We start from the raw sequence: 25,784 nt of genomic DNA on the forward strand, positions 1-25,784 counted from the left end.
AGACGGCCGGGCCGACGCCGGAGGCCGCCATGGATGTCCATGGCGGCCTTCAGAGCTGGGTCAGGTCGCTACAGCGGCCCGATCGCGGGGAAGGCGGTCACCACTTCTCCCACTCGCTCGTCTTGAAGCACTTCATCGCCCAGTAGGCGAGCTTGGACGGCCCCGTCCAGCCCACGTAGGGCGCGTGTCCCTGCACGCAGCGCATCTTCTTGATCGTGACCGGCTCCCACTTGCCGTGCGAGCACGCCGGGACCAGCTTCTTGATGACCGGCTTGCCGCACAACCACCGGACGCTGGGGCGCGGGCCGGCGGCCTGCGTCCACGTGGCCGTGACGGCCTGCGCGGAGACCGGGACGGCGGAGACGGCGGCACTCGCCGCCGAAGTGGCCGAAGTGGCCGAAGTGGCCGCCGTGGCGGGCGTCCCGGCGGACAGCGCCAGCGCGAACGCCCCCGCCGCAGCCGCCGTCCCGAGCTTGGTGATCGTCCTCATGACGTCTTCCTCCCTTGTCGTGCCGGATGTCGTACGGGCACGTTAGGGCGGCGGACGTTGAGCTCCCGTTGAGGATCCGTGCAGGACCGGGCACCCAGGGACGGGCCGTCTTCAGGAGCCGGTGACCGGCGCGACGAGTGTGCGGGCGGCCGGCCACCCGGCGGCGCCGCGTCAGACCAGCCGGCCCACGTGGGCCAGCGCCTGCTTGAGCAGCACGCCCTGGCCGCCGGTCATCTCCTGCTGCACGGCCGGCGAGGACGCCTCCTCCGGGGTGAACCAGACCAGGTCCAGCGCGTCCTGCCGGGGCCGGCAGTCACCGGCCACGGGCACGATGTAGGCCAGCGACACCGCGTGCTGGCGCGGGTCGTGGTACGGCGTGACGCCCGGCGTCGGGAAGTACTCCGCGACGGTGAAGGGCTGCGGCGAGACGGGGATGCGCGGCAGGGCCACCGGCCCGAGGTCCTTCTCCAGGTGGCGCAGCAGCGCGTCGCGGATGCGCTCGTGGTGCAGCACCCGCCCCGAGACCAGCGCCCGGCTGACCGTGCCGTCCGCCGCGATCCGCAGCAGCAGGCCCACGCGGGTCACCACGCCGGTCTCGTCGACGCGTACCGGCACGGCGTCGATGTAGAGGATCGGCAACTGGCCGCGCACCGACTCGAGCTCTTCGGGGGCCAGCCATCCAGGCGCGGTTTCGGTCTTTTCGGTCATCTGTCGATCGTATGCCCCGCGCCGCCACTGACAGCGTAAGCCCCACCGACCGATCCCCGGGCGGGGTCAGGCCCGCCTGGCCGGCCTGCCCCTGCCCGCCAGCCAGGACGCCGTGCAGACGACCAGCACGATGCCCATGAACGGCAGGTACTCGGCGACTCTTCTCATGACAGATCACGCTCCGCTCTCGACTTGGCGAGCCGCCGGCGTTGCGGCTCGACGGTGTACCGGGGGTCGCACGCCGAGGCCGTCCCGGCGTGGAAGATCCCGAACCGGGTGCACACCGACCCGGCCAGCAGGGCCGCCCCCGCGGCTGCCGCCGCGACCCTGCTGCGAGCGCCCAGCCCCTGACCGAGCAGGGCGCCCGCGACCGACAGCGCCTGACCCGCCCTGAGCAGGCGGCTGCGCCGCAGCGGCTCGGCGGTCAGGCCCATCCGGCGTTCCATGCGGACGGCCGCCGCGCACTCCAGGGCCGCCCCCATCACCGCCGCCCGCCGGGCCGGGGCCGCCTGCGCGACCGGCGCGGCCAGCATGCCGAGCCCGCCCGCCGACGCGGCGGCCGAGCCCGCGAACAGGAACGGCATCTCCCTGAACCCGTCGTGCCAGGCCGGGACGGCGGTGTCGCAGATCAGCACGGCGGTGTAGGTGGCCAGCGCCGGCCCGGTCAGCCCGGCCCCCACCGTGGCCGCCCGGCCCAGCCGGGGGAACCGCCCGGTCACCCCGGTGAGCGCGGCCAGCCCGGCCTGCGGCCCGTACGCGGTCAGGATCCAGGTGCCGACGCTCATCGGCGAGGTCACCTTGAACACCCGCAACATGTTGAGGAAGCGCGAGGGCTTGCCCAGGTCGTGGATCAGCGCGTACAGCGAGCCGCCGACCGCGCCCAGGGCGGCCAGCTTGGCGGCGCGGGCCAGCGCCGGGCGTCCGGTCAGCTCGGCGGCGGCGGCCAGCGTGGAGGAGGCGCCGGCCAGGCCGCCGAGGAACAGGTAACCGGCGATGTCGTGATCGCTCCAGGGCGTGCCGTTCAGGACCGGCAGGCCGTAGTAGGAGTCCGCCGCCGGCTCGGGCGGCCGCAGGGAGCGGCTGCCGCGGCCCGCCGAGCCGGGCGTGGCCTCGCGCTCGGTGCGCAGGCCGGGCGCGTCGTCCAGGCGCACGTCGGTCTGGTTGCTCATCGGCCCCTCCTCCAGGCCGCCGCGGCGGCCATCCCGGCCAGCAGGACCAGCGCCGCCGCGCCGGCGTGCCGCCACATCGACGGCAGGTCCGCGGTGGTCACCACGGGGTCCGGCGGCAGGCCGTACACCTGGGGCTCGTCCAGCAGCAGGAAGAAGGCGCCGGTGCCGCCCACGCCGTCGGCCGGGTCGTGGCCGTACAGGCGGGCCGAGGACACGCCCGCCGCGCGAACCTGCTCCAGACGGCGGTCGGCGCGCTCGCGCAGCTCGTCCAGCTCGCCGAACTGGATCGAGTCCGTCGGGCACGTCTTGGCGCAGGCCGGCTCCTGGCCGACCTCCAGCCGGTCGTAGCACATCGTGCACTTGGCGGCCGTGCCGCTCTCCGCGCGCCGGCCGATCACCCCGAACGGGCAGGCGGGCACGCAGTAGCCGCAGCCGTTGCAGACGTCCTCCTGGACGACGACCGTGCCGTACTCGGTGCGGAACAGCGAACCGGTCGGGCAGACGTCCAGGCAGGCCGCGTGCGTGCAGTGCTTGCACACGTCGGAGGCCATCAGCCAGCGGAAGTCCAGGTCACGGGCGCCGGTCTCCTGGTGGCCCAGCGGCTTGCGCTGCTCGACGAACGCCACGTGCCGCCAGGTGTCGGCGCCGAGCCCGACGGAGTTGTCGTAGGACATGCCGGTGAACAGCAGGCCGTCCTCCGGCACCTGGTTCCACTCCTTGCAGGCCACCTCGCACGCCTTGCACCCGATGCAGACGCTGGTGTCGGTGAAGAAGCCCATGCGCCTGGGCGGGTCGTCGTAGCCGGCGTCGAGCGGCGCCCGGTCGAGGTCGAAGGCCACGGCTCACACCTCCGTTCCGGTGTCCTCGGTCACGCCCGCCCGCCGCCGGTAGGCCAGCACCAGCTCCGGCAGGGCCGGGCCACGCGGCCTGCGCCCGGGGCGGATGTCCGCCGACAGGGCCTTGACCTCCTGGATGTGGGAGTTGGGGTCGAGCGAGATGGCCGCCAGCTCGTTGGCCGCGTCGCCGGTGGCCAGGCCGTTGGGGCCGAAGTGGAAGGGCAGCCCGATCTGGTGCAGGACCTTGCCGTCCAGGTGCAGCGGCGCCATCCGGTCGGTGACCAGCACGCGGGCCTCGATGGCGCTGCGCGCGGTGACGACCGTGGCCCACTCGCCGTGCACGAGCCCGCGCTCGGCGGCCAGCTCGGGCGAGACCTCGCAGAACATCTCCGGCTGCAGCTCGGCCAGGTACGGCGTGTGCCGGCTCATGCCCCCCGCCGTGAAGTGCTCGGTCAGCCGGTACGTGGTCACCACGTACGGGTAGACCGACGCGCCCGGCTCGGCCCCGCTCGGCTGGTAACGGTTGGCCTCGTGCCGGTAGAGCTTGCGGGCCGGGTTGCGCTGCCGCCCGTAGAGCGGGTTGGCGACCGGCGAGTCCTGGGGCTCGTAGTGGGTGGGCAGCGGGCCGTCCACCACGCCCGAGGGGGCGAACAGCCAGCCCTTGCCGTCGGCCTGCATGATGAACGGGTCGATGCCCGACAACGCCGCCGGTCCCTGCGCCCCCGGCTCGGGCCGGTAGGACGGCGGTTTGCCCTCCTCGAAGTCCGGCACGTCCAGGCCGGTCCAGCGGCCGGCGTCCGCGTCCCACCAGACGAGCTTCTTGCGCTCGCTCCACGGACGGCCGTCCGGCGCGGCCGAGGCCCGGTTGTAGAGCACCCGCCGGTTGTCCGGCCACGCCCACGCCCACTCGGCGGCCACCCAGTCCTGCTCGGCGGCCGGTTTGCGGCGGGCGGCCCGGTTGACGCCGCCGGCGTACACGCCGCAGTAGATCCAGCAGCCGCACACCGTCGAGCCGTCGTCCTTGAGCCGGCTGTAGCCGTCGAGCGGCCGGCCCTCGGCGTCCCAGCCGTTGATCTCGGCGAGCACCGCCTCGGCGACCGGCTCGGCCGTCTCGCCCTCGACGGGGTAGTCCCAGGTGAGGTCGAGCAGGGGCCGGTCCATCGGGTCGGCGGAGCCGGCCAGCTTCTGCCGGATGATGCGCCCGAGGTGGTACATGAACCACAGGTCGCTGCGCGCGTCGCCGGCCGGCTCGACGGCCCGGTGGTGCCACTGCAGCCAGCGGTTGGTGTTGGTGAAGCTGCCGCTCTTCTCGGTGTGGGCCGCGGCGGGGAAGAAGAACACCTCGGTGCCGATCCCGGACGTGGTCAGCTCGCCCGTCTCGATCTCGGGGCCGTCCTTCCACCAGGTGGCGCTCTCGATCAGGTTGAGGTCGCGCACCACCAGCCAGTCGAGCCGGGCCATGCCCAGGCGTTGCATCCGGGAGTTGGCCGAGCCCACGGCCGGGTTCTCGCCGAGCAGCAGGTAGCCCTTGCAGGTGCCGTCGAGCTGCGCCAGGACCGTGTCGTACGTGCTGTGCGAGCCGGTCAGGCGCGGCAGGTAGTCGAAGCGGAAGTCGTTGTCGGGCGTCGCGGCCGGCCCCCACCACGCCTTGAGCAGGCTCACCAGGTAGGCGGGCATGTTCGCCCAGAAGCCGCGGCAGGCGGCGTCGGCGCGCAGGAAGTCGCGCATCTTCTCGTGCTCGTGGGCGTGCGGCATCGGGATGTAGCCGGGCAGCAGGTTGAACAGCGTCGGGATGTCGCTGGAGCCCTGGATGCTGGCGTGCCCGCGCAGCGACTGGATGCCGCCGCCGGGGCGGCCGATGTTGCCCAGCAGGAGCTGAAGGATGCTGGCGGTGCGGATGAACTGGGCGCCGTCGCTGTGCTGCGTCCAGCCCACCGCGTAGACGAACTCGGCGGTCCGCTCCGGCCCCGAGTTCTCCGTCAGGTGGCGGCAGACCTGGGCGAACAGCTCCGGCGGCACCCCGCACACCTGCTGGACCATCTCCGGCGTGTAGCGGGCGAAGTGGCGGCGCAGCACCTGCAGCACGCAGCGCGGGTGCCGCAGCGTCTCGTCCCGCCGCGGCTCGCCGCCCAGCGGCACGCCGGTGCCGCCCTGCACCTCGGCGCGGCCGGCCGGGAGGCTGCCCGCCGGGCGGTCGTAGTCCTCGTCCCGCTCGCCGGAGGCCGCGACGGTGTGCATGCCCTCGTACTGCCAGGTGTCGTCCTCGTAGCAGCGGTTGTCGGCGTCGAAGCCGGAGAACAGGCCGTCGAGGTCCTCGGCGTCGCGGTAGTCCTCGCGCAGGATGGTCGCCGCGTTGGTGTAGTGCAGGACGTAGTCGCGGAAGAACAGCTCGTTCTCCAGCACGTGGTTGACGATCGCGCCGAGGAAGGCCACGTCCGAGCCCGCCCTGATCGGCACGTGCAGGTCGGCCAGCGCGCTGGTACGGGTGAACCGCGGGTCCACGTGGATGACCACCGCGCCGCGGGCCTTGGCCTCCATCACCCACTGGAACCCGACCGGATGCGCCTCGGCGAAGTTCGACCCCTGGATCAGCACGCAGTCGGAGTGCTGCAGGTCCTGCAGGAACGTTGTGGCCCCGCCGCGCCCGAACGACGTGCCGAGCCCCACCACGGTCGAGCTGTGGCACACCCGCGCCTGGTTCTCGATCTGCACCACGCCGAGCGCGGTGAGCAGCTTCTTGATGAGGTAGTTCTCCTCGTTGTCCAGCGTCGCGCCGCCCAGGCTGGCGATGCCCATCGTGCGGGCCACCCGGCGGCCCTTGTTCTCCCACTCCCAGGTCGCCCGGCGGGTGGCGATGATCCGGTCGGCCACCATGTCCATGGCGGTCTCCAGGTCGAGCTCCTGCCAGTCAGCGGCGTAGGGCGGGCGGTACAGGACCTTGCTCAGCCGTCCTGAGCCGGTGGTGAGCTGGAGGCTGGAGGCGCCCTTCGGGCAGAGCCGGCCCCGGCTGATCGGGGAGTCGGGGTCGCCCTCGATGTGCACCACCTTCTCGTCACGGACGTAGACGTTCTGGGCGCAGCCCACCGCGCAGTACGGGCACACCGACTTGACCACGCGGTCGGCGGCGGCCGTCCGGGCCGGGTGCGCGCCCGTGCGCGGCGACTTCACCGCGGCCGCCCGGCCGAGCTTGTCCTTGCCGGTGAGCTGCCGCAGCAGCGGCCAGGAGAACCCCATGCCGCTCACGCGTCCGTCCGGCGCATGCGCCGGTCGCTCCAGGCCCGCTCGCGCATCCAGGCGCGCACGTCGCCGCGCTCGACCGGCCCGACCTCGCGCGGGTTGACCAGCTGCTGGGTACGTCCGGCCAGCAGGCCGGGCCGCCCCCGCCGGCGTGCCACCGCGTCGCTCCCGTCGGCCGGCACGCCCGTCGCGATCAGGTACGCGCGCCCCGCGGGCACGCCCAGCAACCTGCCGATCTCGGCGTAGTCCAGCCCCTGCGACAACAGCCGCAGCACCCGCTCCTTGCTCGGCATCGTTCCCCCCGGCGCCCGTGCCCCCCCGGTCCCGGTCCTCCCCTTCGCCGGCAGGAGGAAACCCGAAGTCCCACGTCAAAGGCGTATTTGGGGGACAGTTGGCGTCAGGCCAGGCGGGTGGCGGCCTCCGCCCAGGCGGCGGCGTCGCCGGACGGCTCGTACCGGCGCAGCTGCTGCGTGGCGGCCACCAGCGCGCGCATCCCGGCCAGGTCGGCGACCAGCCCGGCCGCCCGCGCCTGCACCAGGACGTTGCCGAGCGCGGTCGCCTCGGCCGGCCCGGCCACGACCGGCAGCCCGCAGGCGTCGGCGGTGAACCGGCACAGCAGCTCGTTGCGCGACCCGCCGCCCACCAGGTGCACGACCTCCACCTCGCGGCCGGACAGCTCCATGGCCTGCCGGATCGCGTTGCGGTGGCCGAGCGCCAGGCTCTCCAGCACGCAGCGCACGAAGCCCGCCGGCGTCGAGGGCGGCCGCTGCCCGGTGCGGCGGCACTCGGCGGCGATCCGCGCGGGCATGTCGCCCGGCGGCAGGAACACCGGCAGATCGGGGTCCACCACGGCGGCGAACGGACGTTCGCGCGCCGCCGCCGCCAGCAGGTCCTCCAGCGAGCAGCCGGGCCAGGCCCGCAGGCACTCCTGCAACAGCCACAGCCCCATGACGTTGCGCAGGTAGCGGACCGTGCCGTCGATCCCGGCCTCGTTGGTGAAGTTGGCCGCCCGGCCCGCCTCGGTGAGCACGGGGGCGGCCAGCTCCACCCCGGCCAGCGACCAGGTGCCGCACGAGACGTAGGCGAAGGCGGGCCCGGCGGCCGGCACGGCGGCCACGGCCGAGGCGGTGTCGTGCGAGGCCACCGCCCGCACCGGCGCCGAGAAGCCGATCTCCGCCGCGACGTCGCGGCGCACCCCGCCGATCGGCTCGCCGGGCTGCCGCAGCCGGGGGAAGATCCCCTCGGGCAGGCCCAGCCGGTCGATCAGCGGCACCGCCCAGGACCGGGTGCGCACGTCGAGCAGGCCGGTGGTCGAGGCGTTGGTCACCTCCGCGCCGATCTCGCCGGTCAGCCAGTAGCCGATCAGGTCCGGGACGAGCAACATCGTCGCGGCCCCGTCGAGCCGGTCAGCCAGGAGCTGGTAGATGGTGTTGAACGGGAGCACCTGCAGCCCGGACACCGCGTACAGCGCCTCGGCCCCGATCAGCTCGGCGACCTGCCCGGCCACCCCCCGCGTACGGTCGTCGCGGTAGTGCACCGGGTTGCCGAGCAGCGCGCCGGTCTCGTCGAGCAGGCCGTAGTCGACGGCCCAGGAGTCGACCCCGATCGAGGTGACCGGCCCGGCCGCGCGCAGGCCGGCCAGGATCTCGCGGTAGAGGCCCAGGACGTCCCAGTGCAGGCGGCCGGCCAGGCGGACCGGGCCGTTGGGGAAGCGGTGCACCACGGACGTGGCCAGCCCGTCCGACAGGTCGGCGACCAGCACCCGGCCGCTGGAGGCGCCCAGGTCCACGGCGGCGAATCGGCTCATTGGGTGGACTCCCTCGCGACCAGTTCGGGCTGGAACATGATGTGCTGGTGGGCGTGCTCGGCCGGGTTGTCGCACTCGTCCAGCAGCAGCTCGGTGGCGATGCGGCCGAGCTGGTACGTCGGCTGCCGCATCGAGCTGAGCGACACGGCCGAGGCGGCGGCGAACTCGATGTCGTCGTAGCCCATCAGCGCCACGTCGTCGGGCACCCGCACCCCGGCGCGCAGCAGGGCCCGCAGCACGCCCAGCGCGAGCAGGTCGTTGGCGCAGAACACGGCCTCGGGCAGGCCGTCCGCCATCAGGTCGGCGGCGGCCTGCTCGCCCGCGCGGGCGGTCATCGCGGCCGCCCCGACCACCCGCAGCGAGGCGGGGTCGAGCCCGGCCGCGGCCAGCGCCTCGGCTGCGCCCCGCCGCCGCTCGGCGCATTGCCGGATGGTCAGCGGCCCGGTCACGTACGCGACGCCGTGCCCGCCCCTGGCCAGCAGATGCCGCACCGCGGCCCGGCCGCCGGCGACGTCGTCCACCGCGACCGCGCACTGGTCGGGCCGGTGGGCCGGATGGTCGACGAGCACGACGCTGATGCCGCGCTCGCGCAGCCGGTCCAGCCGGGCCGGGTCCTCGCCGGACGGGGTGATCAGCACGCCGCGCACCCGCTGCTCGGCCAGCACGCCCAGGTTCCGCTCCTCCTTGTCCGGGGAGCCGGCCGAGTTGCCGAGGATCACGGCGTAGCCCAGCTCGCTGGCGACGTCCTCGACCCCGGCGGCGACCTCGGTGAAGAACGGGTTGCCGATGTCGATGACGCTCAGGCCGATCGTCCTGCTGTGGCCGGCGCGCAGGGTGGAGGCCGAGCCGTGCCGGACGAAGCCGAGCTCCCGGATCGCGGCCTCCACCCGTTCGCGGGTCGCCGGGGCGACCTTCGCCGGTCTGTTCAGGACGTTGGAGACCGTCCCGGGCGAGACGCCGGCGCGGGCGGCGACGTCCTTGATGCTGACCATGGCCATGGCGCCACATTAAAACGTACCAACGGTGAGGTTGGCCAGTGCCGCCGATCTGACCGTGGAGACGCATTGACAGCGCCCCCGTGTGATCGTAGTTTCCTCCGCGATGGATTAAAACGTTTTGAAGAGGGGTGACCGTGCGACGACGGCCTGCTGGTCGGCTACCTGGAGACCGCCGGCTTCGCGGCCGCCAGGAAGGCGATGGAGGCCACCGAGGTCAACGCCCGCCGGCAGGCCGAGATGGCGCCCTTCTTCGAAGCCCTCGACGGCCGGCCCGACGAGGGCATGCGGCCGCTGGACGAAGTGTTCCACCTGGACTGATCGGGAAGTCATGACCACTGACATCAAGGCCGCCCTGCGCGCGCTGCACATCGAGACGCCGTCGTGGGCGTACGGCAACAGCGGCACCCGGTTCAAGGTGTTCGCGCAGCGGGGCGTGCCGCGCGACCCGTACGAGAAACTGGCCGACGCCGCCCAGGTGCACGCCCACACCGGCGTCGCGCCCACGGTCGCCCTGCACATCCCCTGGGACAAGGTGGCCGACTACGGCCACCTGGCCGCGCACGCCCGCGAGCTCGGCGTCGGCATCGGCGCGATCAACTCCAACGTCTTCCAGGACGACGCCTACATGCTCGGCAGCGTCACCAACCCCGACCCGGCGGTGCGCCGCAAGGCGCTGGCGCACCTGCTGGAGTGCGTCGACATCATGGACGCCACCGGCTCGGACACCCTCAAGCTCTGGTTCTCCGACGGCACCAACTACCCTGGCCAGGACGACATCCGCGCCCGCCAGGACCGCCTGGCCGAGGCCCTGTCCGCGGTGTACGCCCGGCTCGGCGAGGGCCGGCGCTTCCTGCTGGAGTACAAGCTCTTCGAGCCCGCCTTCTACACCACCGACGTGCCCGACTGGGGCACCGCCTACGCCCACTGCCTCAGGCTCGGCCCCAAGGCGCAGGTCGTCGTGGACACCGGCCACCACGCGCCGGGCGTCAACATCGAGTTCATCGTGGCGTTCCTGCTGCGCGAGGGGAAGCTCGGCGGCTTCGACTTCAACTCCCGCTTCTACGCCGACGACGACCTCATGGTGGGCGCGGCCGACCCGTTCCAGCTCTTCCGCATCATGTACGAGGTCGTGCGCGGCGGCGGGCTGACGGCGGGGGTGGCGTTCATGCTCGACCAGTGCCACAACATCGAGCCCAAGATCCCGGGCCAGATCCGCTCGGTCATGAACGTCCAGGAGGCCACGGCCAAGGCGCTGCTCGTCGACCGGGACGCGCTGGCCGCCGCCCAGGCCGGGGGAGACGTGCTGGGCGCGAACGCCGTGCTGATGGACGCCTACAACACCGACGTGCGGCCGCTGCTCGCCGAACTGCGCGAGGAGACGGGCCTCGCGCCCGACCCGATGGCCGCGTACGCCAAGTCCGGATATTTCGAGAAAATCGCTGCCGAGCGCGTCGGCGGCACGCAGGCCGGCTGGGGGGCCTGACCACCATGGACGTCATCAACGAGCTCCTGGACCGCTCCCACCGCCTGGGCGCCGACCCGCGCAACACCAACTTCGCCGGCGGCAACACCTCCGCCAAGGGCCGCGCCGCCGACCCGGTCACCGGCCAGGACGTCGACCTGCTCTGGGTCAAGGGCTCCGGCGGCGACCTCGGCACGCTCAAGGAGGCGGGCCTGGCCGTCCTGCGCCTGGACCGCCTGCGCGCGCTGGCCGCCGTCTACCCCGGCGTCGAGCGCGAGGACGAGATGGTCGCCGCCTTCGACTACTGCCTGCACGGCAGGGGCGGCGCCGCCCCCTCGATCGACACCGCCATGCACGGCCTGGTCGAGGCCGCCCACGTGGACCACCTGCACCCCGACGCCGGCATCGCCCTGGCCACCGCCCGCGACGGCGAGGAGCTGACCCGGCGCGTCTTCGGCGACCGCGTGGTGTGGGTGCCGTGGCGGCGGCCCGGCTTCCAGCTCGGCCTGGACATCGCCGCCGTCAAGGAGGCCAACCCGCAGGCCGTCGGCTGCGTGCTCGGCGGCCACGGCATCACCGCCTGGGGCGCCACCTCGCAGGAGTGCGAGGCCCGCTCCCTGGAGATCATCCGCACCGCCGAGGAGTACCTGGCCGCCAACGGCCGCCCCGACCCGTTCGGGCCCGTGCTCCACGAGCCGCTGCCCGAGGACGAACGGCACGCGCGGGCCGCCGCGCTGTTCCCGGTCGTGCGCGGGCTGGCCTCCACCGACGCGCGGCAGGTCGGCCACTACACCGGCACCCCGGAGGTGCTGGACTTCCTCTCCCGCGCCGAGCACCCGCGCCTGGCCGCGCTCGGCACGTCCTGCCCCGACCACTTCCTGCGCACCAAGGTCGCCCCGCTGGTGCTGGACCTGCCGCCGGACGCGCCGCTGGACCAGACGGTCGCCCGGCTGCGCGAGCTGCACGCCGCCTACCGCGCCGACTACACCGCCTACTACGAGCGCCACGCCGCCCCGGACTCGCCGCCGATGCGCGGCGCGGACCCGGCGATCGTGCTGGTGCCCGGCGTCGGCATGTTCTCCTTCGGCAAGGACAAGCAGACCGCCCGCGTGGCCGGCGAGTTCTACGTCAACGCGATCAACGTCATGCGCGGCGCCGAGTCCGTCTCCGCCTACGCGCCCATCCCTGAGTCGGAGAAGTTCCGGATCGAGTACTGGGAGCTGGAGGAGGCCAAGCTGCGCCGGATGCCGAAGCCCAAGCCGCTGGCCGGGCGGGTGGCGCTGGTCACCGGCGCGGGCTCGGGCATCGGCGCGGCGACCGCGCGGCGGCTGGCCGCCGAAGGCGCGTGCGTGGTGCTCGCCGACCGCGACCGGGCCGCCGCCGGGAAGGTCGCCGCCGAGATCGGGGCCCCGGCCTACCGGGCGTCCGACGTTGCGGTGGCCGTGGAGGTGGACGTCACCTCCGAGGAGCAGGTCGTGGCCGCCGTACGGGCCGCCGTGCTCGCCTTCGGCGGCGTGGACCTGGTGGTGAACAACGCCGGCCTGTCGTTGTCGCGCTCCCTGCTGGAGACCAGCCTGGCCGACTGGGACCTGCAGCACGACGTGATGGCCCGCGGCTCGTTCCTGGTCTCCCGCGAATGCGCCCGGGTGCTGATCGATCAGGCGATGGGCGGGGACATCGTCTACATCTCCTCCAAGAACGCCGTCTTCGCCGGGCCGAACAACGTCGCCTACGGCGCGGCCAAGGCCGACCAGGCCCACCAGGTCCGCCTGCTGGCCGCCGAGCTGGGCGAGCACGGCGTCCGCGTCAACGGCGTCAACCCCGACGGCGTGGTGCGCGGCTCGGGCATCTTCGCCTCCGGCTGGGGCGCCAACCGCGCGGCGGTGTACGGCGTGGAGGAGGAGCGCCTGGGCGAGTTCTACGCCCGGCGCACCCTGCTCAAGCGCGAGGTCCTGCCCGAGCACGTGGCCGCCGCGGTCTACGCGCTCGCCGGCTCCGACCTGACCCACACCACGGGCCTGCATGTCCCGGTGGACGCGGGCGTCGCCGCCGCCTTCCTCAGGTGAGCCCGGGTGGCGGCCTCACGAGTAGGCCGCCACCACCCCCACGACCATCAGCAGCGCCCCGGCGGCGGTGACCACGCTTCCCGCCGCCACGGCCGCCCGCCTGGCCCGCCGCCCCGCCCCGGCCCAGTGGAGCAGCACGTAGGGCAGGAACCCGATCCCGCCCAGCCCCACCGCGGGCAGCGCCATCGCGGCCAGCACGCCCCTGGTCCCGGCCGGCGCCGCCCGGTCGCCCTCGGGCGTGAGCTGCGCCCGCGTCACGTCGCCCGCCGTGGAGTCGGGGGAGGCGTCCACCGGGACGGACGGGCCCCCGGAGTCGGGCGTGAACCGCCCCTTGCAGTCGTAACGCCCCTGGCCCAGGTCGGCGCAGGAGAGCACGGTCAGCGTCCCGGGCGTGCCGGTCCGCCCGGTGGCCAGCCGGAAGTCCGGGACCGACAGCACCGCCGGCAGCACGCAGATCCCCACCCACAGCAGCACGATGACGGCGCGCCCGAACGGCCCGGGACCGGGCCCGCGCGACGGGGTGACGAAGGTGAGATCGGGCAGGAAGTCGCTCATGCCTGCAGCATCCCGCCCGCCACTTGGGATTGGCCTGGAAAGGACTGGGACATGGACCTGTCACCGGCGCGGGCCGTCCCGGCTTGCATAATCATCCTCTTGAGTGCATCATCTTCACAAGCAAGGTCATGAGACAGGGTGCATAATTATGCAGGAGGGTCGGGATGAGAGCAGCGATCGCGGGAGCCAGCGGCTACGCCGGAGGTGAGCTGCTCCGCCTCCTGCTCGGCCATCCCGAGTTCGAGATCGGCGCGCTCACCGCGGCCTCCAACGCCGGCAGCCCGCTCGGCGCCCACCAGCCGCACCTGCCGCAGCTCGCCGACCGCGTCCTGGAGGAGACCACGCCGGGCGTGCTCGCCGGGCACGACGTGGTCTTCCTCGCGCTGCCGCACGGCCACTCCGCCGCCGTCGCCGCCGAGCTCGGCGAGGACACGATCGTGGTCGACTGCGGCGCCGACCACCGGCTCGCCGACCCCGCGGCCTGGCAGGAGTTCTACGGCGGCGACCACGCCGGCACCTGGCCCTACGGCCTGCCCGAGCTGCCCGGCCAGCGCGAGGTGCTGAAGGCGGCCCGGCGCGTCGCCGTCCCCGGCTGCTACCCGACCTCGGTGCTGCTGGCCCTGTGGCCCGCCTTCGCCGCGGGCCTGGCCGGCCCCGACGTCGTCGTGGTGGCCGCCAGCGGCACCAGCGGCGCGGGCAAGGCGGTCAAGGCCCACCTGCTGGGCAGCGAGGTCATCGGCTCGGTCAGCGCGTACGGCGTGGGCGGCGTCCACCGCCACACCCCCGAGATGGAGCAGGGGCTGTCCGCCGTCGCCGGCGCCCCCGTACGCGTCTCCTTCACCCCCACGCTGGCCCCCATGAGCCGCGGCATCCTGGCCACCTGCACCGCCCCCGCCGCCCCCGGCCTCACCCGCGAGTCGCTGCGCACCGCCTACGAGGTCGCGCTGAAGGCCGAGCCGTTCGTCCGGCTTCTGCCCGAGGGCGTCTGGCCGGCCACCTCCATGACCTACGGCGCCAACACCGCCGCCCTCCAGGTGACGCTCGACGAGCGCGCCGGCCGCGTGGTCGCCGTCATCGCCATCGACAACCTCACCAAGGGCACGGCCGGAGGCGCGGTCCAGAGCGTCAACCTCGCCCTCGGCCTGCCGGAAGAGCTCGGCCTTCCCCTGACAGGAGTTGCTCCATGAGTGTCACCGCCCCACTGGGCTTCCGGGCCGCGGGCATCGCCGCGGGCATCAAGTCCGGCGACGCCCGCGACCTGGCCCTCGTCGTCAACGACGGGCCCAGCCGCGCCGCCGCGGGCGTCTTCACCGCCAACCGCGTCAAGGCCGCCCCCGTGCTCTGGTCGCAGCAGGTCCTGGCGGGCGGGCGGCTGCGCGCGGTGGTGCTCAACTCCGGCGGCGCCAACGCCTGCACCGGCCCCGAGGGCTTCCAGGACACCCACGCCACCGCCGAGAAGGTCGCCGAGGTCATCGGCGACAGCGCCGGCGAGATCGCGGTCTGCTCCACCGGGCTGATCGGCGAGCGGCTGCCGATGGAGGCCGTGCTGACCGGCGTCCAGACCGCCGCGGGCCAGCTCTCCCGCGACGGCGGCCTGGCCGCGGCCGACGCCATCCGCACCACCGACACCGTCTCCAAGATCTCCTTCAAGCGGGCCGACGGCTACATGGTCGGCGGCATGGCCAAGGGCGCCGGCATGCTCGCCCCCGCCCTGGCCACCATGCTCTGCGTGATCACCACCGACGCCGACCTGACCAGCGAGGAGCTCGACACGGCGTTGCGCGCCGCCACGGCGACCACCTTCGACCGGCTCGACTCCGACGGCTGCATGTCCACCAACGACACCGTGCTGCTGCTGGCCAGCGGCGCCGCCGGGGTCAGGCCCGACCTGGCCGAGTTCGGGCAGAAGGTGCAGGAGGTCTGCGCCGACCTGGCCAGGCAGCTCCTCGTGGACGCCGAGGGCGCCTCCAAGGCGATCGCCGTCGAGGTCGTCGGCACCGCCTCCGAGGACGACGCCGTCGAGGTGGGCCGCACCGTCGCCCGCTCCAACCTGCTCAAGTGCGCCATCCACGGCGAGGACCCCAACTGGGGCCGCGTCCTGGCCGCCGTCGGCACCACGAAGGCCGCCTTCGAGCCCGACCGCGTCAACGTCGCCATCAACGGCATCTGGATCTGCCGCGACGGCTCCGTCGGCGACGACCGCTCCAAGGTCGACATGCGCCCCCGGGACGTCACGATCACCATCGACCTGTCGGCCGGCCGCCACAGCGCCACGATCCACACCACCGACCTGACCGCCGAGTACGTCCACGAGAACTCGGCGTACTCCTCGTGAGGGCCGTCACCGCGGCCACCAAGGCCGAGGCGCTGATCGAGGCGCTGCCCTGGCTGACCCGCTTCCACGGCGCGACCGTCGTCATCAAGTACGGCGGCAACGCCATGACCGACGAGTCCCTCAAGGAGGGCTTCGCCGAGGACGTCGTGTTCCTGCACCACGCCGGCCTGCGCCCGGTCGTCGTCCACGGCGGCGGCCCGCAGATCAGCAGCGCCCTCGACAGGCACGGCATCGAGTCCACCTTCACCGCCGGCCTGCGCGTCACCACGCCCGAGGCCATGCAGGTCGTCAGGATGGTCCTGGTCGGGCAGGTGGGCCGCGACATCGTCGGCCTGGTCAACCGGCACGGCCCGTTCGCCGTCGGCATGTCCGGCGAGGACGCCTGCCTGTTCACCGCCGAGCGCAAGCCCGCGCTGGTCGACGGCCTGCCGGTGGACATCGGCCAGGTCGGCGAGATCGTCAAGGTCGATCCCGGCGCGGTGCGCGCGCTGATCGACGACGGCCGCATCCCGGTCGTCTCCAGCGTCGCCGTCGGCGCCGACGGAGAGATCTACAACGTGAACGCGGACACCGCGGCCGCCGCGCTGGCCGTGGCGCTCGGCGCGCAGAAGCTGATCGTCCTCACCGACGTCGAGGGCCTGTACGCCAACTGGCCCGACGACACCGACGTGATCGACCAGCTCGACGCCGACGAGCTGGAGAAGCTGCTGCCCACACTGTCCAGCGGCATGGTGCCCAAGATGGAGGCGTGCCTGACCGCCGTGCGCGGGGGAGTGCCCCAGGCGCACGTCCTCGACGGCCGCGTGCCCCACTCGATGCTGCTGGAAATCTTCACCAACGAAGGAATCGGAACCATGGTGATGCCCTCATGAGCCTCCACGAGCGGTTCGAGCAGGCGTTCATGCCCAACTACGGCGTCCCCCCGATCGCCCTGGCCCGCGGCGAGGGCACCCGCGTCTGGGACGTCGACGGCAAGGAATACCTCGACTTCATCGGCGGCATCGCCGTCAGCTCGCTCGGCCACGCCCACCCCGCCCTGGTCCAGGCCGTCTCCACGCAGGTCGCCACGCTCGCCCACACCAGCAACCTGTTCCTGCACGAGCCCGAGGTGCTGCTCGCCGAGCGGCTGCTCGGTCTGCTCAACGCGCCCGCCCGGATCTTCTTCGCCAACTCCGGCACCGAGGCCAACGAGGCCGCCTACAAGCTCGCGCTCAAGTACGGCCGGCGCGAGGGCCGCTCCTACTTCGTGGCCGCCGAGAACGGCTTCCACGGCCGCACGATCGGCGCCCTGTCGCTGACCGGCAAGAAGGCCATCCGCGACCAGTTCGGCCCGTTCCCCGTCGACGTGCGCTTCGTCCCGTACGGCGACGCCGACGCGCTCAAGGAGGCGGTGACCGGCGACTGCATCGCGGTGTTCCTGGAGCCGACGCAGGGCGAGGCCGGCGTCGTCCCGCCGCCCGAGGGCTACTTCGAGGCCGCCCGCGAGATCTGCGACGCCACCGGCGCGCTGCTGGTGGCCGACGAGATCCAGTCGGCGATCGGCCGTACCGGCCACTGGTTCGCCCACCAGGCCGACGGCGTCACCCCCGACATCCTGACCCTGGCCAAGGGCCTCGGCGGCGGCCTGCCGATCGGCGCGTGCGTCGGGTTCGGCGAGGTCGGTCGGCTGTTCGACAAGGGCGACCACGGCTCGACGTTCGGCGGCAACCCCGTCTCGTGCGCGGCGGCGCTGGCCGTGCTGGACAACCTCGACCTCGACCACGTCAAGTCGGTCGCCGCCGGGCTGCGCGGCGGCCTGGAGGCCGTCCGCCACCCGCTGCTGAAGGGCGTGCGCGGGCGCGGCCTGTGGCTGGGCGCGGTGCTCACGGAGGAGCGGTCCGCGCGGGTGCAGCAGGCCGCCGCCGAGGCGGGCTTCCTGGTCAACGCCCTCCAGCCGGACGCCGTGCGCCTCGCGCCGCCGCTCGTGGTCACCCACGAGGAGGTGAACGCCTTCGTCGAGGCGTTCCCCGCGATCCTTGAGGAGGCGTCGGCGTGACCCGGCACCGCGCGGACTCGGCGCAGGTCAGACACTTCCTGAGGGACGACGACCTGACGCCGGAGGAGCAGGCGGAGGTGCTCGACCTGGCCGCCGCGATGAAGAAGGACCGGTTCGGCTACCGGCCGTTCGAGGGCCCGAAGACCGTCGCCGTCCTGTTCGACAAACCCTCGGCCCGCACCCGCGTCTCCTTCCACACCGGCATCGGCGAGCTCGGCGGCCTGCCGCTCGTCGTGGACAACGTCGCGGTGCTGATGGGCCGGGGCGAGCCGACCGCCGACATCGCCCGCGTGCTCGACCGTCAGGTGGCCGCCATCGTGTGGCGCACCACCGGGCAGCACCTGGTGGAGGAGATGGCCGCCGCCTCGGCGGTGCCCGTCGTCAACGCCCTCACCGACGACTTCCACCCCTGCCAGATCCTCGCCGACCTGCAGACCGTCCGCGAGCGGCTGGGCGGCACGGCCGGGCTGACGCTGACCTACGTCGGCGACGGCGCCAACAACATGGCCCACTCCTACCTGCTCGGCGGCGCCACGGCCGGCATGCACGTACGGATCGCCGCCCCGGCCGGCTACCAGCCCGACGCGGTGATCCTCGGCCAGGCCGCCGCCGTCGCGGCCAGGACCGGCGGATCGGTGGCGGCGATGACCGACCCGGCCGCGGCCGTCCAGGGGGCGCACGTGATCGCCACCGACACGTGGGTGTCGATGGGACAGAGCGGCGAGCAGGAGCGGGCGGCGGCGTTCGCGCCGTACCAGGTGAACGCGGGGCTGCTGGAGCACGCCGCGCCCGAGGCGATCGTCCTGCACTGCCTGCCCGCCTACCGCGGCAAGGAGATCACCGCCGACGTCCTCGACGGGCCGGCCAGCGTCGTGTGGGACCAGGCGGAGAACCGGCTGCACGCCCAGAAGGCGCTGCTCCACTGGCTGGTGACCCGGGGATGACCATCCCGATGACCAAGGCCGCGCGGCAGGCGAAGATCACCGACCTGCTGCAGCGCAAGGCGGTGCGCTCCCAGCCCGAGCTGGCCAAGCTGCTGGCCGAGAGCGGCGTCGAGGTCACCCAGGCCACCCTCTCCCGCGACCTGGACGAGCTCGGCGCGCTCAAGCTGCGCGCCGACGACGGCTCCCTGGTTTACGCGCTGCCCGGCGAGGGCGGCGACCGCATCCCGCTCACCAGGACGGGCGGCGGCGGCGAGACCCCGGCGGCGCGGCTGCACCGCATCGCCGAGGAGCTGCTGGTGGCCGCCGAGGCCTCGGCCAACCTGGTCATGGTCCGCACCCCGCCGGGCGCCGCGCAGTTCCTCGCCTCCGCCATCGACCACGCCGACTGGGAGTCGATCCTCGGCACGGTGGCGGGCGACGACACGATCCTCGTCATCAGCCGGGATCCGGCGGGCGGCCAGGCCGTCGCCGAGGCGCTGCTGCGCGTGGCGGACCGGCGTGGCTGAACCGGTCGCCGGGATCGCGGCCGCCCCTGACGCAAAGAAGGGCTGAGTTGCACTATGGTCGCGTGGGAAATGGAGGAGATGACGGTGAGTGATGGCAAGCCGATGCGGCTGTGGGGCGGACGCTTCGAGAGCGGTCCGTCCGACGCGCTGGCCCGGCTGTCGGTGAGCGTGCACTTCGACTGGCGGCTGGTGCCGTACGACCTGGCGGCGTCCAGGGCGCACGCCCGCGTGCTGCACAGGGCGGGGCTGCTGAGCGACGAGGAGCTCGAGCGCATGATCGGCGCGCTCGACGACCTGGAGGCCGCCTGCAAGGCGGGCGAGTTCCGCCCGACCGTGGCCGACGAGGACGTGCACACCGCGCTGGAGCGCGGCCTGCTGGAGCGGCTCGGCTCGCTCGGCGGCAAGCTGCGCGCGGGCCGCAGCCGCAACGACCAGATCGCCACCGACCTGCGCCTCTACCTCCGCGACCACGTGCGCAGCATCGTCTCCCGCCTGGTCGAGCTGGAGACCGCGCTGATGGCCCAGGCCGAGCAGCACGCCGAGACCGCCGCGCCGGGCATGACGCACCTGCAGCACGCCCAGCCCGTCTCCTTCGGCCACCAGCTCCTGGCCCACGTCCACGCCTTCACCCGCGACATCGACCGCCTCACCGACTGGGACAAGCGCGCCGCGGTCTCCCCGCTCGGCTCCGGCGCCCTGGCGGGCTCCTCGCTGCCGCTCGACCCGCAGGCCGTGGCCGAGGAGCTCGGCTTCTCCGCCGCCGCGCCCAACTCGATGGACGCCGTCGCCGACCGCGACTTCGCCGCCGAGTTCCTGTTCGACGCGGCGATGATCGGCGTGCACCTGTCGCGGCTGGGCGAGGAGATCGTCCTGTGGGCCTCGCAGGAGTTCCGCTGGATCGAGATGGACGACGCCTACTCCACCGGCTCGTCGATCATGCCCCAGAAGAAGAACCCCGACGTCGCCGAGCTGGCCCGCGGCAAGTCCGGCCGCCTGATCGGCAACCTCATGTCGATGCTCACCACGCTCAAGGGCCTGCCGCTGACCTACAACCGCGACCTGCAGGAGGACAAGGAGCCGGTGTTCGACTCGGTCGACACGCTGCTGCTCGTCCTGCCCGCGATGGCCGGGCTGGTCGCGACCATGCGCGTCAACACCGCCCGCATGGAGGCCTCGGCCCCCGACGGCTTCGCCCTGGCCACCGACCTGGCCGAGCTGCTGGTGCGGCGCGGCGTGCCGTTCCGTGACGCGCACGAGGCCGTCGGCCACCTGGTGGTCTGGTGCCAGGTCAACGACAAGGACCTCGGCGACCTGACCGACGACGAGCTGGCCAAGGTCTCGCCGCACCTGACGCCCGACGTCCGCGACGTGCTCAACGTGCCCGGCGCGCTGGCGGCCCGCAAGGCCCACGGCGGCACCGCGCCCGACCGCGTACGCGACCAGCTCGTCGCCCTGCGCGAGGCGGTCGACGCGCAGGCGGCATGGGCCTCGGGCAACTGAGCGCCGCGCCGCTGCCGCGGAGTTTCTTCGACCGGCCCTCGCACGAGGTCGCGCCCGACCTGCTCGGCCGCGTCCTCGTGCACGGCCCGGTCGCCGTCCGCCTGACCGAGGTCGAGGCGTACGGCGGCCCCGGCGAGGACCCGGCGGCCCACACCTACCGCGGCAGGACACCCCGCAACGCCGTCATGTTCGGCCCGCCCGGCCACCTGTACGTGTACTTCACCTACGGCATGCACTTCTGCGCGAACCTCGTCTGCCTGCCCGAGGGCCACGGCTCGGCCGTGCTGGTCCGCGCCGGCGAGATCGTCGCCGGCCTGGACGAGGCCCGCGCCCGCCGCACCCCGGCCGCCGGCCGGCGCGCACGGCTGCCGGACCGTGATCTCGCCCGCGGGCCCGCCAGGCTGGCCGTCGCGCTGGGCCTGCTGCGCGAGCACAACGGCCTCGACGCGATCTGGGAAGGCGCACCCGCCGCCCTGCGCCCCCTCACCGGGAACCTCGGGAATCCCGGCGACCCGGGGCGTTCCGGCCACGGGCCGGAGCACGCGACCTGGCTCACCGGCCAGGGGCCGCAGCACGCCACCTGGCTCACCGGCCTGCCCCACGGGTCGGCCGCCGTGCTCGAAGGCCGCCCCGCCGACCCGGGCACGATCCGGTCAGGCCCGCGCACCGGCGTCTCGACCGCCAAGGAGACCCCGTGGCGGTTCTGGATCGACGGCGACCCGACCGTCTCGCCGTACCGCGCTCACGTGCCGCGCCGGCGCAGCTCCGCGGCCACCTCCGTGGGAGAGACACCCAGCTCGTGAGCGCTGAAGACGTGCAGGTGGTCGCCGGTGTCGATCTCCAGCATCTCGCTGCGCAACCCGAACCGCCTGCGCACGTCCACCGTGACGTCCTCGATCGCCGCCCACGGGACGTGCCGCCGGCCGGCGAACCCGTGCACCACCGTGATCCCGTCGGCGTCGGCCGACAGCCGCACCGGCACCAGCACGTCGCGCAGCCCCATCCCGCCCACCAGCACGGCCGCCGGCACCGCGAGGATCACCCCGCGCACGTCCCCGGCCACCCACCAGAAGACGGCGAGCCCGGCGCACGCCAGAGCCCCTAAGATCTTGAAAACGGCCAGCTCGCGACGGACCCTCCACATGGACACCGAGCGTATCCAAGTGGCGCGCCGGCACACCGATCGGGCAGGCTAAAGGCACCGACTCCGACTCAGGGAAGCCACATCACCGTGACCGACATCATCGACGACCTCGCGTGGCGAGGATTGATCGCCCAGTCCACCGACCTCGACGCCCTGCGCGCGTCCATGGCCAAGGCACCGATCACGGTCTATTCCGGTTTCGACCCCACAGCGCCGTCCCTGCACATCGGCCACTTCGTGCCGTTGCTCACGCTGCGCCGCCTGCAGCTCGCCGGGCACAACCCGATCGGCCTGGTCGGCGGCGCCACCGGCCTGATCGGCGACCCGAGCGGCCGCAACACCGAGCGCTCCCTCAACTCCAGCGAGATCGTCGCCGAGTGGGTGGAGCGCCTGCGCGGCCAGGTCGGCAAGTTCCTCGACTTCGACGCCGAGTCCAACCCGGCCCGCCTGGTCAGCAACCTCGACTGGACCGGTGAGCTCAGCGCCATCGACTTCCTGCGCGACATCGGCAAGCACTTCCCGGTCAACCGCATGCTCGCCAGGGAGTCGGTCTCCGCCAGGCTCGCGGGCGAGGGGCTCAGCTACACCGAGTTCAGCTATCAGATCCTGCAGTCCAACGACTACCTGGAGCTGTTCCGCCGCTACAACTGCACCCTGCAGATCGGCGGCAGCGACCAGTGGGGCAACATCACGGCGGGCGCCGACCTGATCCGCCGCATCGAGGGCGGGCACGTGCACGTCCTGACCCAGCCGCTGATCACCAAGGCCGACGGCACCAAGTTCGGCAAGACGGCGGGCGGCGCGCTCTGGCTCGACCCCGAGATGACCTCCCCGTACGCCTTCTACCAGTACTTCCTCAACTCCGACGACCGCGACGTGATCCACTACCTGAAGGTGTTCACGTTCCGCAGCCGCGAGGAGATCGAAGAGCTGGAGAAGGCGGTCGCCGAACGCCCCTTCGCCCGCGAGGCCCAGCGCACGCTGGCCGAAGACCTCACCGAGCTGCTCCACGGCCGCGCCGAGCTGGAAGCGGTCATGGCCGCGTCGAAGGCGCTGTTCGGACAGGGCTCGCTGGAGGACCTGCCCGCCGCCACCCTGGAGGCCGCCCTGGCGGAGGTCCCCAAGGCCACCGTCGCCGAGCTCGGCGCGTCCTTCGTCGACCTGCTGGCCGACAGCGGGCTGGTCGAGTCGAAGTCGGCGGCCAGGCGCGCGGTCAAGGAGGGCGGCGCCTACCTGAACAACGTCAAGATCACTGACGAGGCGTACGTGCCCGAGGCGTCCGACCTGCTGGCGGGCCGGTTCATGGTCCTGCGCCGCGGCAAGAAGTCGATCGGCGGCGTCGAGGTCGCCTGATCCCGACCGACGAGGCGGGCCCTCCGGGGCCCGCCTTCCGTATGCCTGGACGAGCCCTGCGCGGTTCACTTGTCGCATGGCCAGGTGGGTCCTCCGGGGCCCGCCTTCCGTATATCTGGACGAGCCCTGCGGGGTCCACTTGTCGTATGGCGAGGCAAGCCCTGCGAGGCCCACTGCCGCATGGCGAAGCGGGCCGCCGGGATGTCCGGCCCGTCCTACTTTCGGGCTGATGTCCGCGTCGGGGTCCGCGCTGGTTTCCGTTCCGGTTTCCGTTCTGATTTCCGTTCGAACAGGGCCACCGTCAGCCCCGGCAGATCCGCCGAATGCTTGACCGACACGGGCTCGAACCCCGCCTGCCTCACCTGCGCCACCCGCGGCACGGAGTCGCCCTGCAACCCCGCCTGCTTGGTGCCCCGCCACACCACCCAGACCCGATCGCGCCCCTTCAACGCCGCCGCGACCTCCGACCTTTCGGGGTAGCCGAACCCGTCGGCGTCCGGCACGTCACCCGTCCTCAGCACGTCGTCCGGCATCGCCGCGTCCGCGTAGTAGTCGAACCCGGCCCGGAGCTGGCTCTGCCCGTACACGATCGCGTCCTCGGGCTCGGCCTTGACCACCCGCAACGCCCACGGGATGTTCTCGAACCGCCCGTTCTCCTCGCGTACCGTCACCTGGTCGGGAGCCGCGAGCAGACCCCCCACCAGCACGAGGGCCACCCCCGCCGGCACCGGGAACCGCGGCACCCCCGCCACGGCCACCCCCGCCAGCAACGCCAGCGCCGGCGCCGTCACGAACAGGTACCGGTCCACGTACGCCGGCGTCACCAGCTGCGAGACCGCGAGCAGCAGCAGCGGCGGCAACACCAGCCACCCCACCCCCGCGACCGCCCACCGCCGACCTTCCCCGGCCCCCAGTTCCCGCCCCGCCGAACCGCTGTCGCCGTCGTGCCTCCGATCACGGCCCGCCGTCGACTTCCACAGCACCACCGCGCCGGCCAGCGCGACCACGAAGAGCAGCACCCCGGCCCATGTCGAGCCCGCCGCCATCTTCGGGAACTTGAGCCACACCTCCGGTCCCCGCTGCGGGATCCAGCTGATCGCGTGCCGCTCCCCGAACCCGACCAGTCCCAGGACGACCGCGGGCAGACCTCCGATCCCCAGCGCCACCGCCATCCGCACCAGCACCCCACGCCGCACCAGGGCGAGGTGCGCGGGCAGCGCAAGCACCGCGAACAGATGCGTGCAGCACACCAGCGCCACCGCCACCCCGTACGTCACCCACCGCCCCCCGCCCGGACGCTCCACCGCCCGATGCAGCGCCCAGAACGAGAACACCACCGCGGCCGCCGCGAACGCGTAGGACCTGGCGAAAGCCCCGTAATAGGAGACGGACGGCAGGATCGCGAACAGCGCCGCCCCGATCACCCCCGCCCGCACACTGTGCAGCCGCCTTCCGAGGTCCGCGAGGAACCAGGCCGCCACCCCGATCGCCACCGCCGACGGCAGCCGCAGCCACAGCTCAGCCGTGCCGGCCTTAACCCAGAAGTGCATGAACAGGTAGTACGGCAGGAAGTGCCCGTCGATGTTCCTGGCCAGCTCCCACAACCCCGCCAGTGAACGGGAAGCCGCGCTGATGGTGGCCAGCTCGTCACCGTTCAGGGTGGCCGCCCCCGTCCCGGAGAACGCCACCGCCCCCGCGACCAAAGCCATCCACCAAGGAGCAGAGGAACGCAGACGGGTCGCAGGTCGGACTGAGGGGGCAAGTGTGGCGGCAGTGGTCACCGGGGCAGAATACGCGTCCCTCAGAACCCCCGCCCTGCACTCGGAACCCGGCAGCCGTCCGGGCGACCCGGTCGGCGCCCGGGTATGGCCACCGCCTCCACACGCCGGTCACCGCCTTCGTTACGAACGCGCTGAAGCCCAGCCGCCGAACACAACCCCGCACCTCAGAGCAGCAAGTGGCGCAGACCGTCCCGCTCCCCGCCCCCGGAGCGTCCGAACGACCCACCCCGCCCCGCCGGCTCCGCCATCCGAGCCGGCCTGACTCTCACCCCTAACCGCGCTTCCCCAGCCCCGTCCCCGAGCTCGCCGATCACTCCCTCCCACAGCCAGTCGCCATCCGCCCCGGCTGCGGGCGAGCCCTCGTCGACGACGGCTCGCGCAGCACGGGTGACGAGCACCGCCATCCCGCGTTCCGCCATGCTTGCCGTACGGCGATTTGACGTGTCGCGGATCGCGACCTAATCTTTCACTTCGTCCCCGGGAGCGAGCCGGACGCCGATCAGGCGGACGGGCCCCAGGACAAGCCCCTTGAGATGACAAGCCACCTCGGTCGAGGCGCTTCTACGCGCTTTGGCATGGGTTGTCCTCTGGTGCCTGAAGCACGCCGAATAATCGGTTGATTCGACAGGTGCCGGATGACACGGTAAGTTACGGGGGTTGCCTCGGAAACGAGGCGTCCAATCCTAGACAGGTTTGGTCCGGTTTGTTCAAGTCTCCGGATTTGACACGAAATCGGCGGACCTGCTAAGATTAAAAAGACGAGATGAACGCCTCCGAGCGGGGATCCGGGAACGGGTTCTGGTGAGGAAGTACGCGTCCGTTTCTTGAGAACTCAACAGTGTGTTAAAAGCCAGTGCA

Annotated in this window: 22 protein-coding genes and 1 pseudogene; 12 read left to right on the forward strand and 11 right to left on the reverse strand. The window is 73.0% G+C overall.

All coding sequences use genetic code 11. From position 1 onward, the window contains the following. Window positions 1-97: 97 nt before the first annotated feature. The 8 genes from ACFYYW_RS20425 to ACFYYW_RS20460 all read right to left on the reverse strand — a co-directional run bounded on the left by ACFYYW_RS20425 (window position 98) and on the right by ACFYYW_RS20460 (window position 9,245). Window positions 98-490 carry a hypothetical protein gene (locus ACFYYW_RS20425; protein WP_387650566.1) on the reverse strand — a complete coding sequence of 131 codons (393 nt, stop codon included), beginning with the start codon at window positions 488-490 and terminating at the stop codon, window positions 98-100. A gap of 171 nt (window positions 491-661) precedes the next feature. Beyond that, window positions 662-1,198 carry an NUDIX hydrolase family protein gene (locus ACFYYW_RS20430; RefSeq protein WP_352324412.1) on the reverse strand — a complete coding sequence of 179 codons (537 nt, stop codon included), beginning with the start codon at window positions 1,196-1,198 and terminating at the stop codon, window positions 662-664. Between the two features lie 164 nt (window positions 1,199-1,362). After that, window positions 1,363-2,367, reverse strand: coding sequence for an NrfD/PsrC family molybdoenzyme membrane anchor subunit (gene nrfD, locus ACFYYW_RS20435; RefSeq protein WP_364394162.1), 1,005 nt, complete (start codon window positions 2,365-2,367; stop codon window positions 1,363-1,365). Next, the gene (locus tag ACFYYW_RS20440; RefSeq protein WP_387650604.1) at window positions 2,364-3,146 is read right to left on the reverse strand and encodes a 4Fe-4S dicluster domain-containing protein; all 783 of its coding nucleotides are present in this window, start codon (window positions 3,144-3,146) and stop codon (window positions 2,364-2,366) included. The genes nrfD and ACFYYW_RS20440 overlap by 4 nt, the downstream gene beginning before the upstream one ends. 63 nt (window positions 3,147-3,209) lie before the next feature. Further along, window positions 3,210-6,437, reverse strand: a complete 3,228-nt coding sequence (gene fdh, locus ACFYYW_RS20445; protein WP_387650606.1) for a formate dehydrogenase — start codon at window positions 6,435-6,437, stop codon at window positions 3,210-3,212. 5 nt (window positions 6,438-6,442) lie between these two features. Further along, complete coding sequence (locus ACFYYW_RS20450; protein ID WP_352326917.1) at window positions 6,443-6,733, reverse strand: hypothetical protein; 291 nt, start codon at window positions 6,731-6,733, stop codon at window positions 6,443-6,445. A gap of 104 nt (window positions 6,734-6,837) precedes the next feature. After that, on the reverse strand, window positions 6,838-8,247 hold the full coding sequence (locus tag ACFYYW_RS20455; protein ID WP_387650569.1) for a rhamnulokinase family protein: 1,410 nt from the start codon (window positions 8,245-8,247) through the stop codon (window positions 6,838-6,840). Continuing rightward, window positions 8,244-9,245, reverse strand: a complete 1,002-nt coding sequence (locus tag ACFYYW_RS20460; RefSeq protein ID WP_387650570.1) for a LacI family DNA-binding transcriptional regulator — start codon at window positions 9,243-9,245, stop codon at window positions 8,244-8,246. The genes ACFYYW_RS20455 and ACFYYW_RS20460 overlap by 4 nt, the downstream gene beginning before the upstream one ends. 138 nt (window positions 9,246-9,383) lie before the next feature. Here ACFYYW_RS20460 and ACFYYW_RS20465 point away from each other — a divergent pair. The 3 genes and pseudogenes from ACFYYW_RS20465 to ACFYYW_RS20475 all read left to right on the forward strand — a co-directional run. Continuing rightward, window positions 9,384-9,563 (forward strand): annotated as a pseudogene (locus ACFYYW_RS20465) (L-rhamnose mutarotase); the annotation flags it as partial. A 10-nt stretch (window positions 9,564-9,573) separates the two neighbouring features. Then, window positions 9,574-10,728 carry an L-rhamnose isomerase gene (rhaI, locus tag ACFYYW_RS20470; protein WP_387650572.1) on the forward strand — a complete coding sequence of 385 codons (1,155 nt, stop codon included), beginning with the start codon at window positions 9,574-9,576 and terminating at the stop codon, window positions 10,726-10,728. Window positions 10,729-10,733: 5 nt separating this feature from the next. After that, a complete protein-coding gene (locus tag ACFYYW_RS20475; protein ID WP_387650574.1) occupies window positions 10,734-12,773 on the forward strand; it encodes a bifunctional aldolase/short-chain dehydrogenase in 2,040 nt (679 codons plus the stop codon). 15 nt (window positions 12,774-12,788) lie between these two features. Here ACFYYW_RS20475 and ACFYYW_RS20480 read toward each other — a convergent pair whose 3' ends face one another. Then, complete coding sequence (locus ACFYYW_RS20480) at window positions 12,789-13,328, reverse strand: hypothetical protein (protein WP_387650575.1); 540 nt, start codon at window positions 13,326-13,328, stop codon at window positions 12,789-12,791. Between the two features lie 164 nt (window positions 13,329-13,492). Here ACFYYW_RS20480 and argC point away from each other — a divergent pair, with 164 nt between their 5' ends. The 8 genes from argC (at window position 13,493) to ACFYYW_RS20520 (ending at window position 21,451) form a co-directional block, all read left to right on the forward strand. Next, window positions 13,493-14,515 (forward strand): N-acetyl-gamma-glutamyl-phosphate reductase, encoded by a 1,023-nt coding sequence (argC, locus tag ACFYYW_RS20485; protein WP_352326923.1) that lies wholly within the window; start codon window positions 13,493-13,495, stop codon window positions 14,513-14,515. Continuing rightward, entirely contained in the window at window positions 14,512-15,663 is a 1,152-nt protein-coding gene (argJ, locus tag ACFYYW_RS20490) for a bifunctional glutamate N-acetyltransferase/amino-acid acetyltransferase ArgJ (RefSeq protein ID WP_387650576.1), read from the forward strand. The genes argC and argJ overlap by 4 nt, the downstream gene beginning before the upstream one ends. Further along, the gene (gene argB / locus ACFYYW_RS20495; RefSeq protein WP_364394154.1) at window positions 15,660-16,535 is read left to right on the forward strand and encodes an acetylglutamate kinase; all 876 of its coding nucleotides are present in this window, start codon (window positions 15,660-15,662) and stop codon (window positions 16,533-16,535) included. The genes argJ and argB overlap by 4 nt, the downstream gene beginning before the upstream one ends. Next, window positions 16,532-17,698: an acetylornithine transaminase gene (locus tag ACFYYW_RS20500; protein WP_387650577.1), complete on the forward strand. Its 1,167-nt coding sequence runs from the start codon at window positions 16,532-16,534 to the stop codon at window positions 17,696-17,698. Before argB ends, ACFYYW_RS20500 begins: the two co-directional genes overlap by 4 nt. Continuing rightward, window positions 17,695-18,642 carry an ornithine carbamoyltransferase gene (argF, locus tag ACFYYW_RS20505; RefSeq protein ID WP_387650578.1) on the forward strand — a complete coding sequence of 316 codons (948 nt, stop codon included), beginning with the start codon at window positions 17,695-17,697 and terminating at the stop codon, window positions 18,640-18,642. Before ACFYYW_RS20500 ends, argF begins: the two co-directional genes overlap by 4 nt. Next, on the forward strand, window positions 18,639-19,148 hold the full coding sequence (locus ACFYYW_RS20510; protein ID WP_352330310.1) for an arginine repressor: 510 nt from the start codon (window positions 18,639-18,641) through the stop codon (window positions 19,146-19,148). The genes argF and ACFYYW_RS20510 overlap by 4 nt, the downstream gene beginning before the upstream one ends. Before the next feature lie 78 nt (window positions 19,149-19,226). Next, window positions 19,227-20,648 (forward strand): argininosuccinate lyase, encoded by a 1,422-nt coding sequence (gene argH / locus ACFYYW_RS20515; RefSeq protein ID WP_352330308.1) that lies wholly within the window; start codon window positions 19,227-19,229, stop codon window positions 20,646-20,648. Beyond that, on the forward strand, window positions 20,630-21,451 hold the full coding sequence (locus ACFYYW_RS20520; protein ID WP_387650581.1) for a DNA-3-methyladenine glycosylase: 822 nt from the start codon (window positions 20,630-20,632) through the stop codon (window positions 21,449-21,451). The genes argH and ACFYYW_RS20520 overlap by 19 nt, the downstream gene beginning before the upstream one ends. Here ACFYYW_RS20520 and ACFYYW_RS20525 read toward each other — a convergent pair. Then, a complete protein-coding gene (locus ACFYYW_RS20525) occupies window positions 21,391-21,792 on the reverse strand; it encodes a PH domain-containing protein (RefSeq protein ID WP_352330053.1) in 402 nt (133 codons plus the stop codon). The genes ACFYYW_RS20520 and ACFYYW_RS20525 overlap by 61 nt on opposite strands. Before the next feature lie 87 nt (window positions 21,793-21,879). On the opposite strand from ACFYYW_RS20525, the gene tyrS reads away from it, so the two are divergent. Further along, on the forward strand, window positions 21,880-23,145 hold the full coding sequence (gene tyrS / locus ACFYYW_RS20530) for a tyrosine--tRNA ligase (RefSeq protein WP_352330051.1): 1,266 nt from the start codon (window positions 21,880-21,882) through the stop codon (window positions 23,143-23,145). A gap of 215 nt (window positions 23,146-23,360) precedes the next feature. On the opposite strand, the gene ACFYYW_RS20535 is transcribed toward tyrS, so the two are convergent. Then, window positions 23,361-24,854 carry a glycosyltransferase family 39 protein gene (locus ACFYYW_RS20535; protein WP_387650583.1) on the reverse strand — a complete coding sequence of 498 codons (1,494 nt, stop codon included), beginning with the start codon at window positions 24,852-24,854 and terminating at the stop codon, window positions 23,361-23,363. Between the last annotated feature and the right edge of the window lie 930 nt (window positions 24,855-25,784).

Source organism: Nonomuraea sp. NPDC001831 (assembly GCF_042892035.1).
GTDB lineage: Bacteria > Actinomycetota > Actinomycetes > Streptosporangiales > Streptosporangiaceae > Nonomuraea.

What these genes read in the sequence shown, in the direction of transcription:
- ACFYYW_RS20425 (WP_387650566.1), bottom strand. Translation starts at nt 490, where the DNA reads ATGAGGACGATCACCAAGCTCGGGACGGCGGCTGCGGCGGGGGCGTTC.
- ACFYYW_RS20430 (WP_352324412.1), bottom strand. Translation starts at nt 1,198, where the DNA reads ATGACCGAAAAGACCGAAACCGCGCCTGGATGGCTGGCCCCCGAAGAG.
- nrfD (WP_364394162.1), bottom strand. Translation starts at nt 2,367, where the DNA reads ATGAGCAACCAGACCGACGTGCGCCTGGACGACGCGCCCGGCCTGCGC.
- ACFYYW_RS20440 (WP_387650604.1), bottom strand. Translation starts at nt 3,146, where the DNA reads ATGGGCTTCTTCACCGACACCAGCGTCTGCATCGGGTGCAAGGCGTGC.
- fdh (WP_387650606.1), bottom strand. Translation starts at nt 6,437, where the DNA reads ATGGGGTTCTCCTGGCCGCTGCTGCGGCAGCTCACCGGCAAGGACAAG.
- ACFYYW_RS20450 (WP_352326917.1), bottom strand. Translation starts at nt 6,733, where the DNA reads ATGCCGAGCAAGGAGCGGGTGCTGCGGCTGTTGTCGCAGGGGCTGGAC.
- ACFYYW_RS20455 (WP_387650569.1), bottom strand. Translation starts at nt 8,247, where the DNA reads ATGAGCCGATTCGCCGCCGTGGACCTGGGCGCCTCCAGCGGCCGGGTG.
- ACFYYW_RS20460 (WP_387650570.1), bottom strand. Translation starts at nt 9,245, where the DNA reads ATGGCCATGGTCAGCATCAAGGACGTCGCCGCCCGCGCCGGCGTCTCG.
- rhaI (WP_387650572.1), top strand. Translation starts at nt 9,574, where the DNA reads ATGACCACTGACATCAAGGCCGCCCTGCGCGCGCTGCACATCGAGACG.
- ACFYYW_RS20475 (WP_387650574.1), top strand. Translation starts at nt 10,734, where the DNA reads ATGGACGTCATCAACGAGCTCCTGGACCGCTCCCACCGCCTGGGCGCC.
- ACFYYW_RS20480 (WP_387650575.1), bottom strand. Translation starts at nt 13,328, where the DNA reads ATGAGCGACTTCCTGCCCGATCTCACCTTCGTCACCCCGTCGCGCGGG.
- argC (WP_352326923.1), top strand. Translation starts at nt 13,493, where the DNA reads ATGAGAGCAGCGATCGCGGGAGCCAGCGGCTACGCCGGAGGTGAGCTG.
- argJ (WP_387650576.1), top strand. Translation starts at nt 14,512, where the DNA reads ATGAGTGTCACCGCCCCACTGGGCTTCCGGGCCGCGGGCATCGCCGCG.
- ACFYYW_RS20500 (WP_387650577.1), top strand. Translation starts at nt 16,532, where the DNA reads ATGAGCCTCCACGAGCGGTTCGAGCAGGCGTTCATGCCCAACTACGGC.
- ACFYYW_RS20510 (WP_352330310.1), top strand. Translation starts at nt 18,639, where the DNA reads ATGACCATCCCGATGACCAAGGCCGCGCGGCAGGCGAAGATCACCGAC.
- argH (WP_352330308.1), top strand. Translation starts at nt 19,227, where the DNA reads ATGACGGTGAGTGATGGCAAGCCGATGCGGCTGTGGGGCGGACGCTTC.
- ACFYYW_RS20520 (WP_387650581.1), top strand. Translation starts at nt 20,630, where the DNA reads ATGGGCCTCGGGCAACTGAGCGCCGCGCCGCTGCCGCGGAGTTTCTTC.
- ACFYYW_RS20525 (WP_352330053.1), bottom strand. Translation starts at nt 21,792, where the DNA reads ATGTGGAGGGTCCGTCGCGAGCTGGCCGTTTTCAAGATCTTAGGGGCT.
- ACFYYW_RS20535 (WP_387650583.1), bottom strand. Translation starts at nt 24,854, where the DNA reads ATGGCTTTGGTCGCGGGGGCGGTGGCGTTCTCCGGGACGGGGGCGGCC.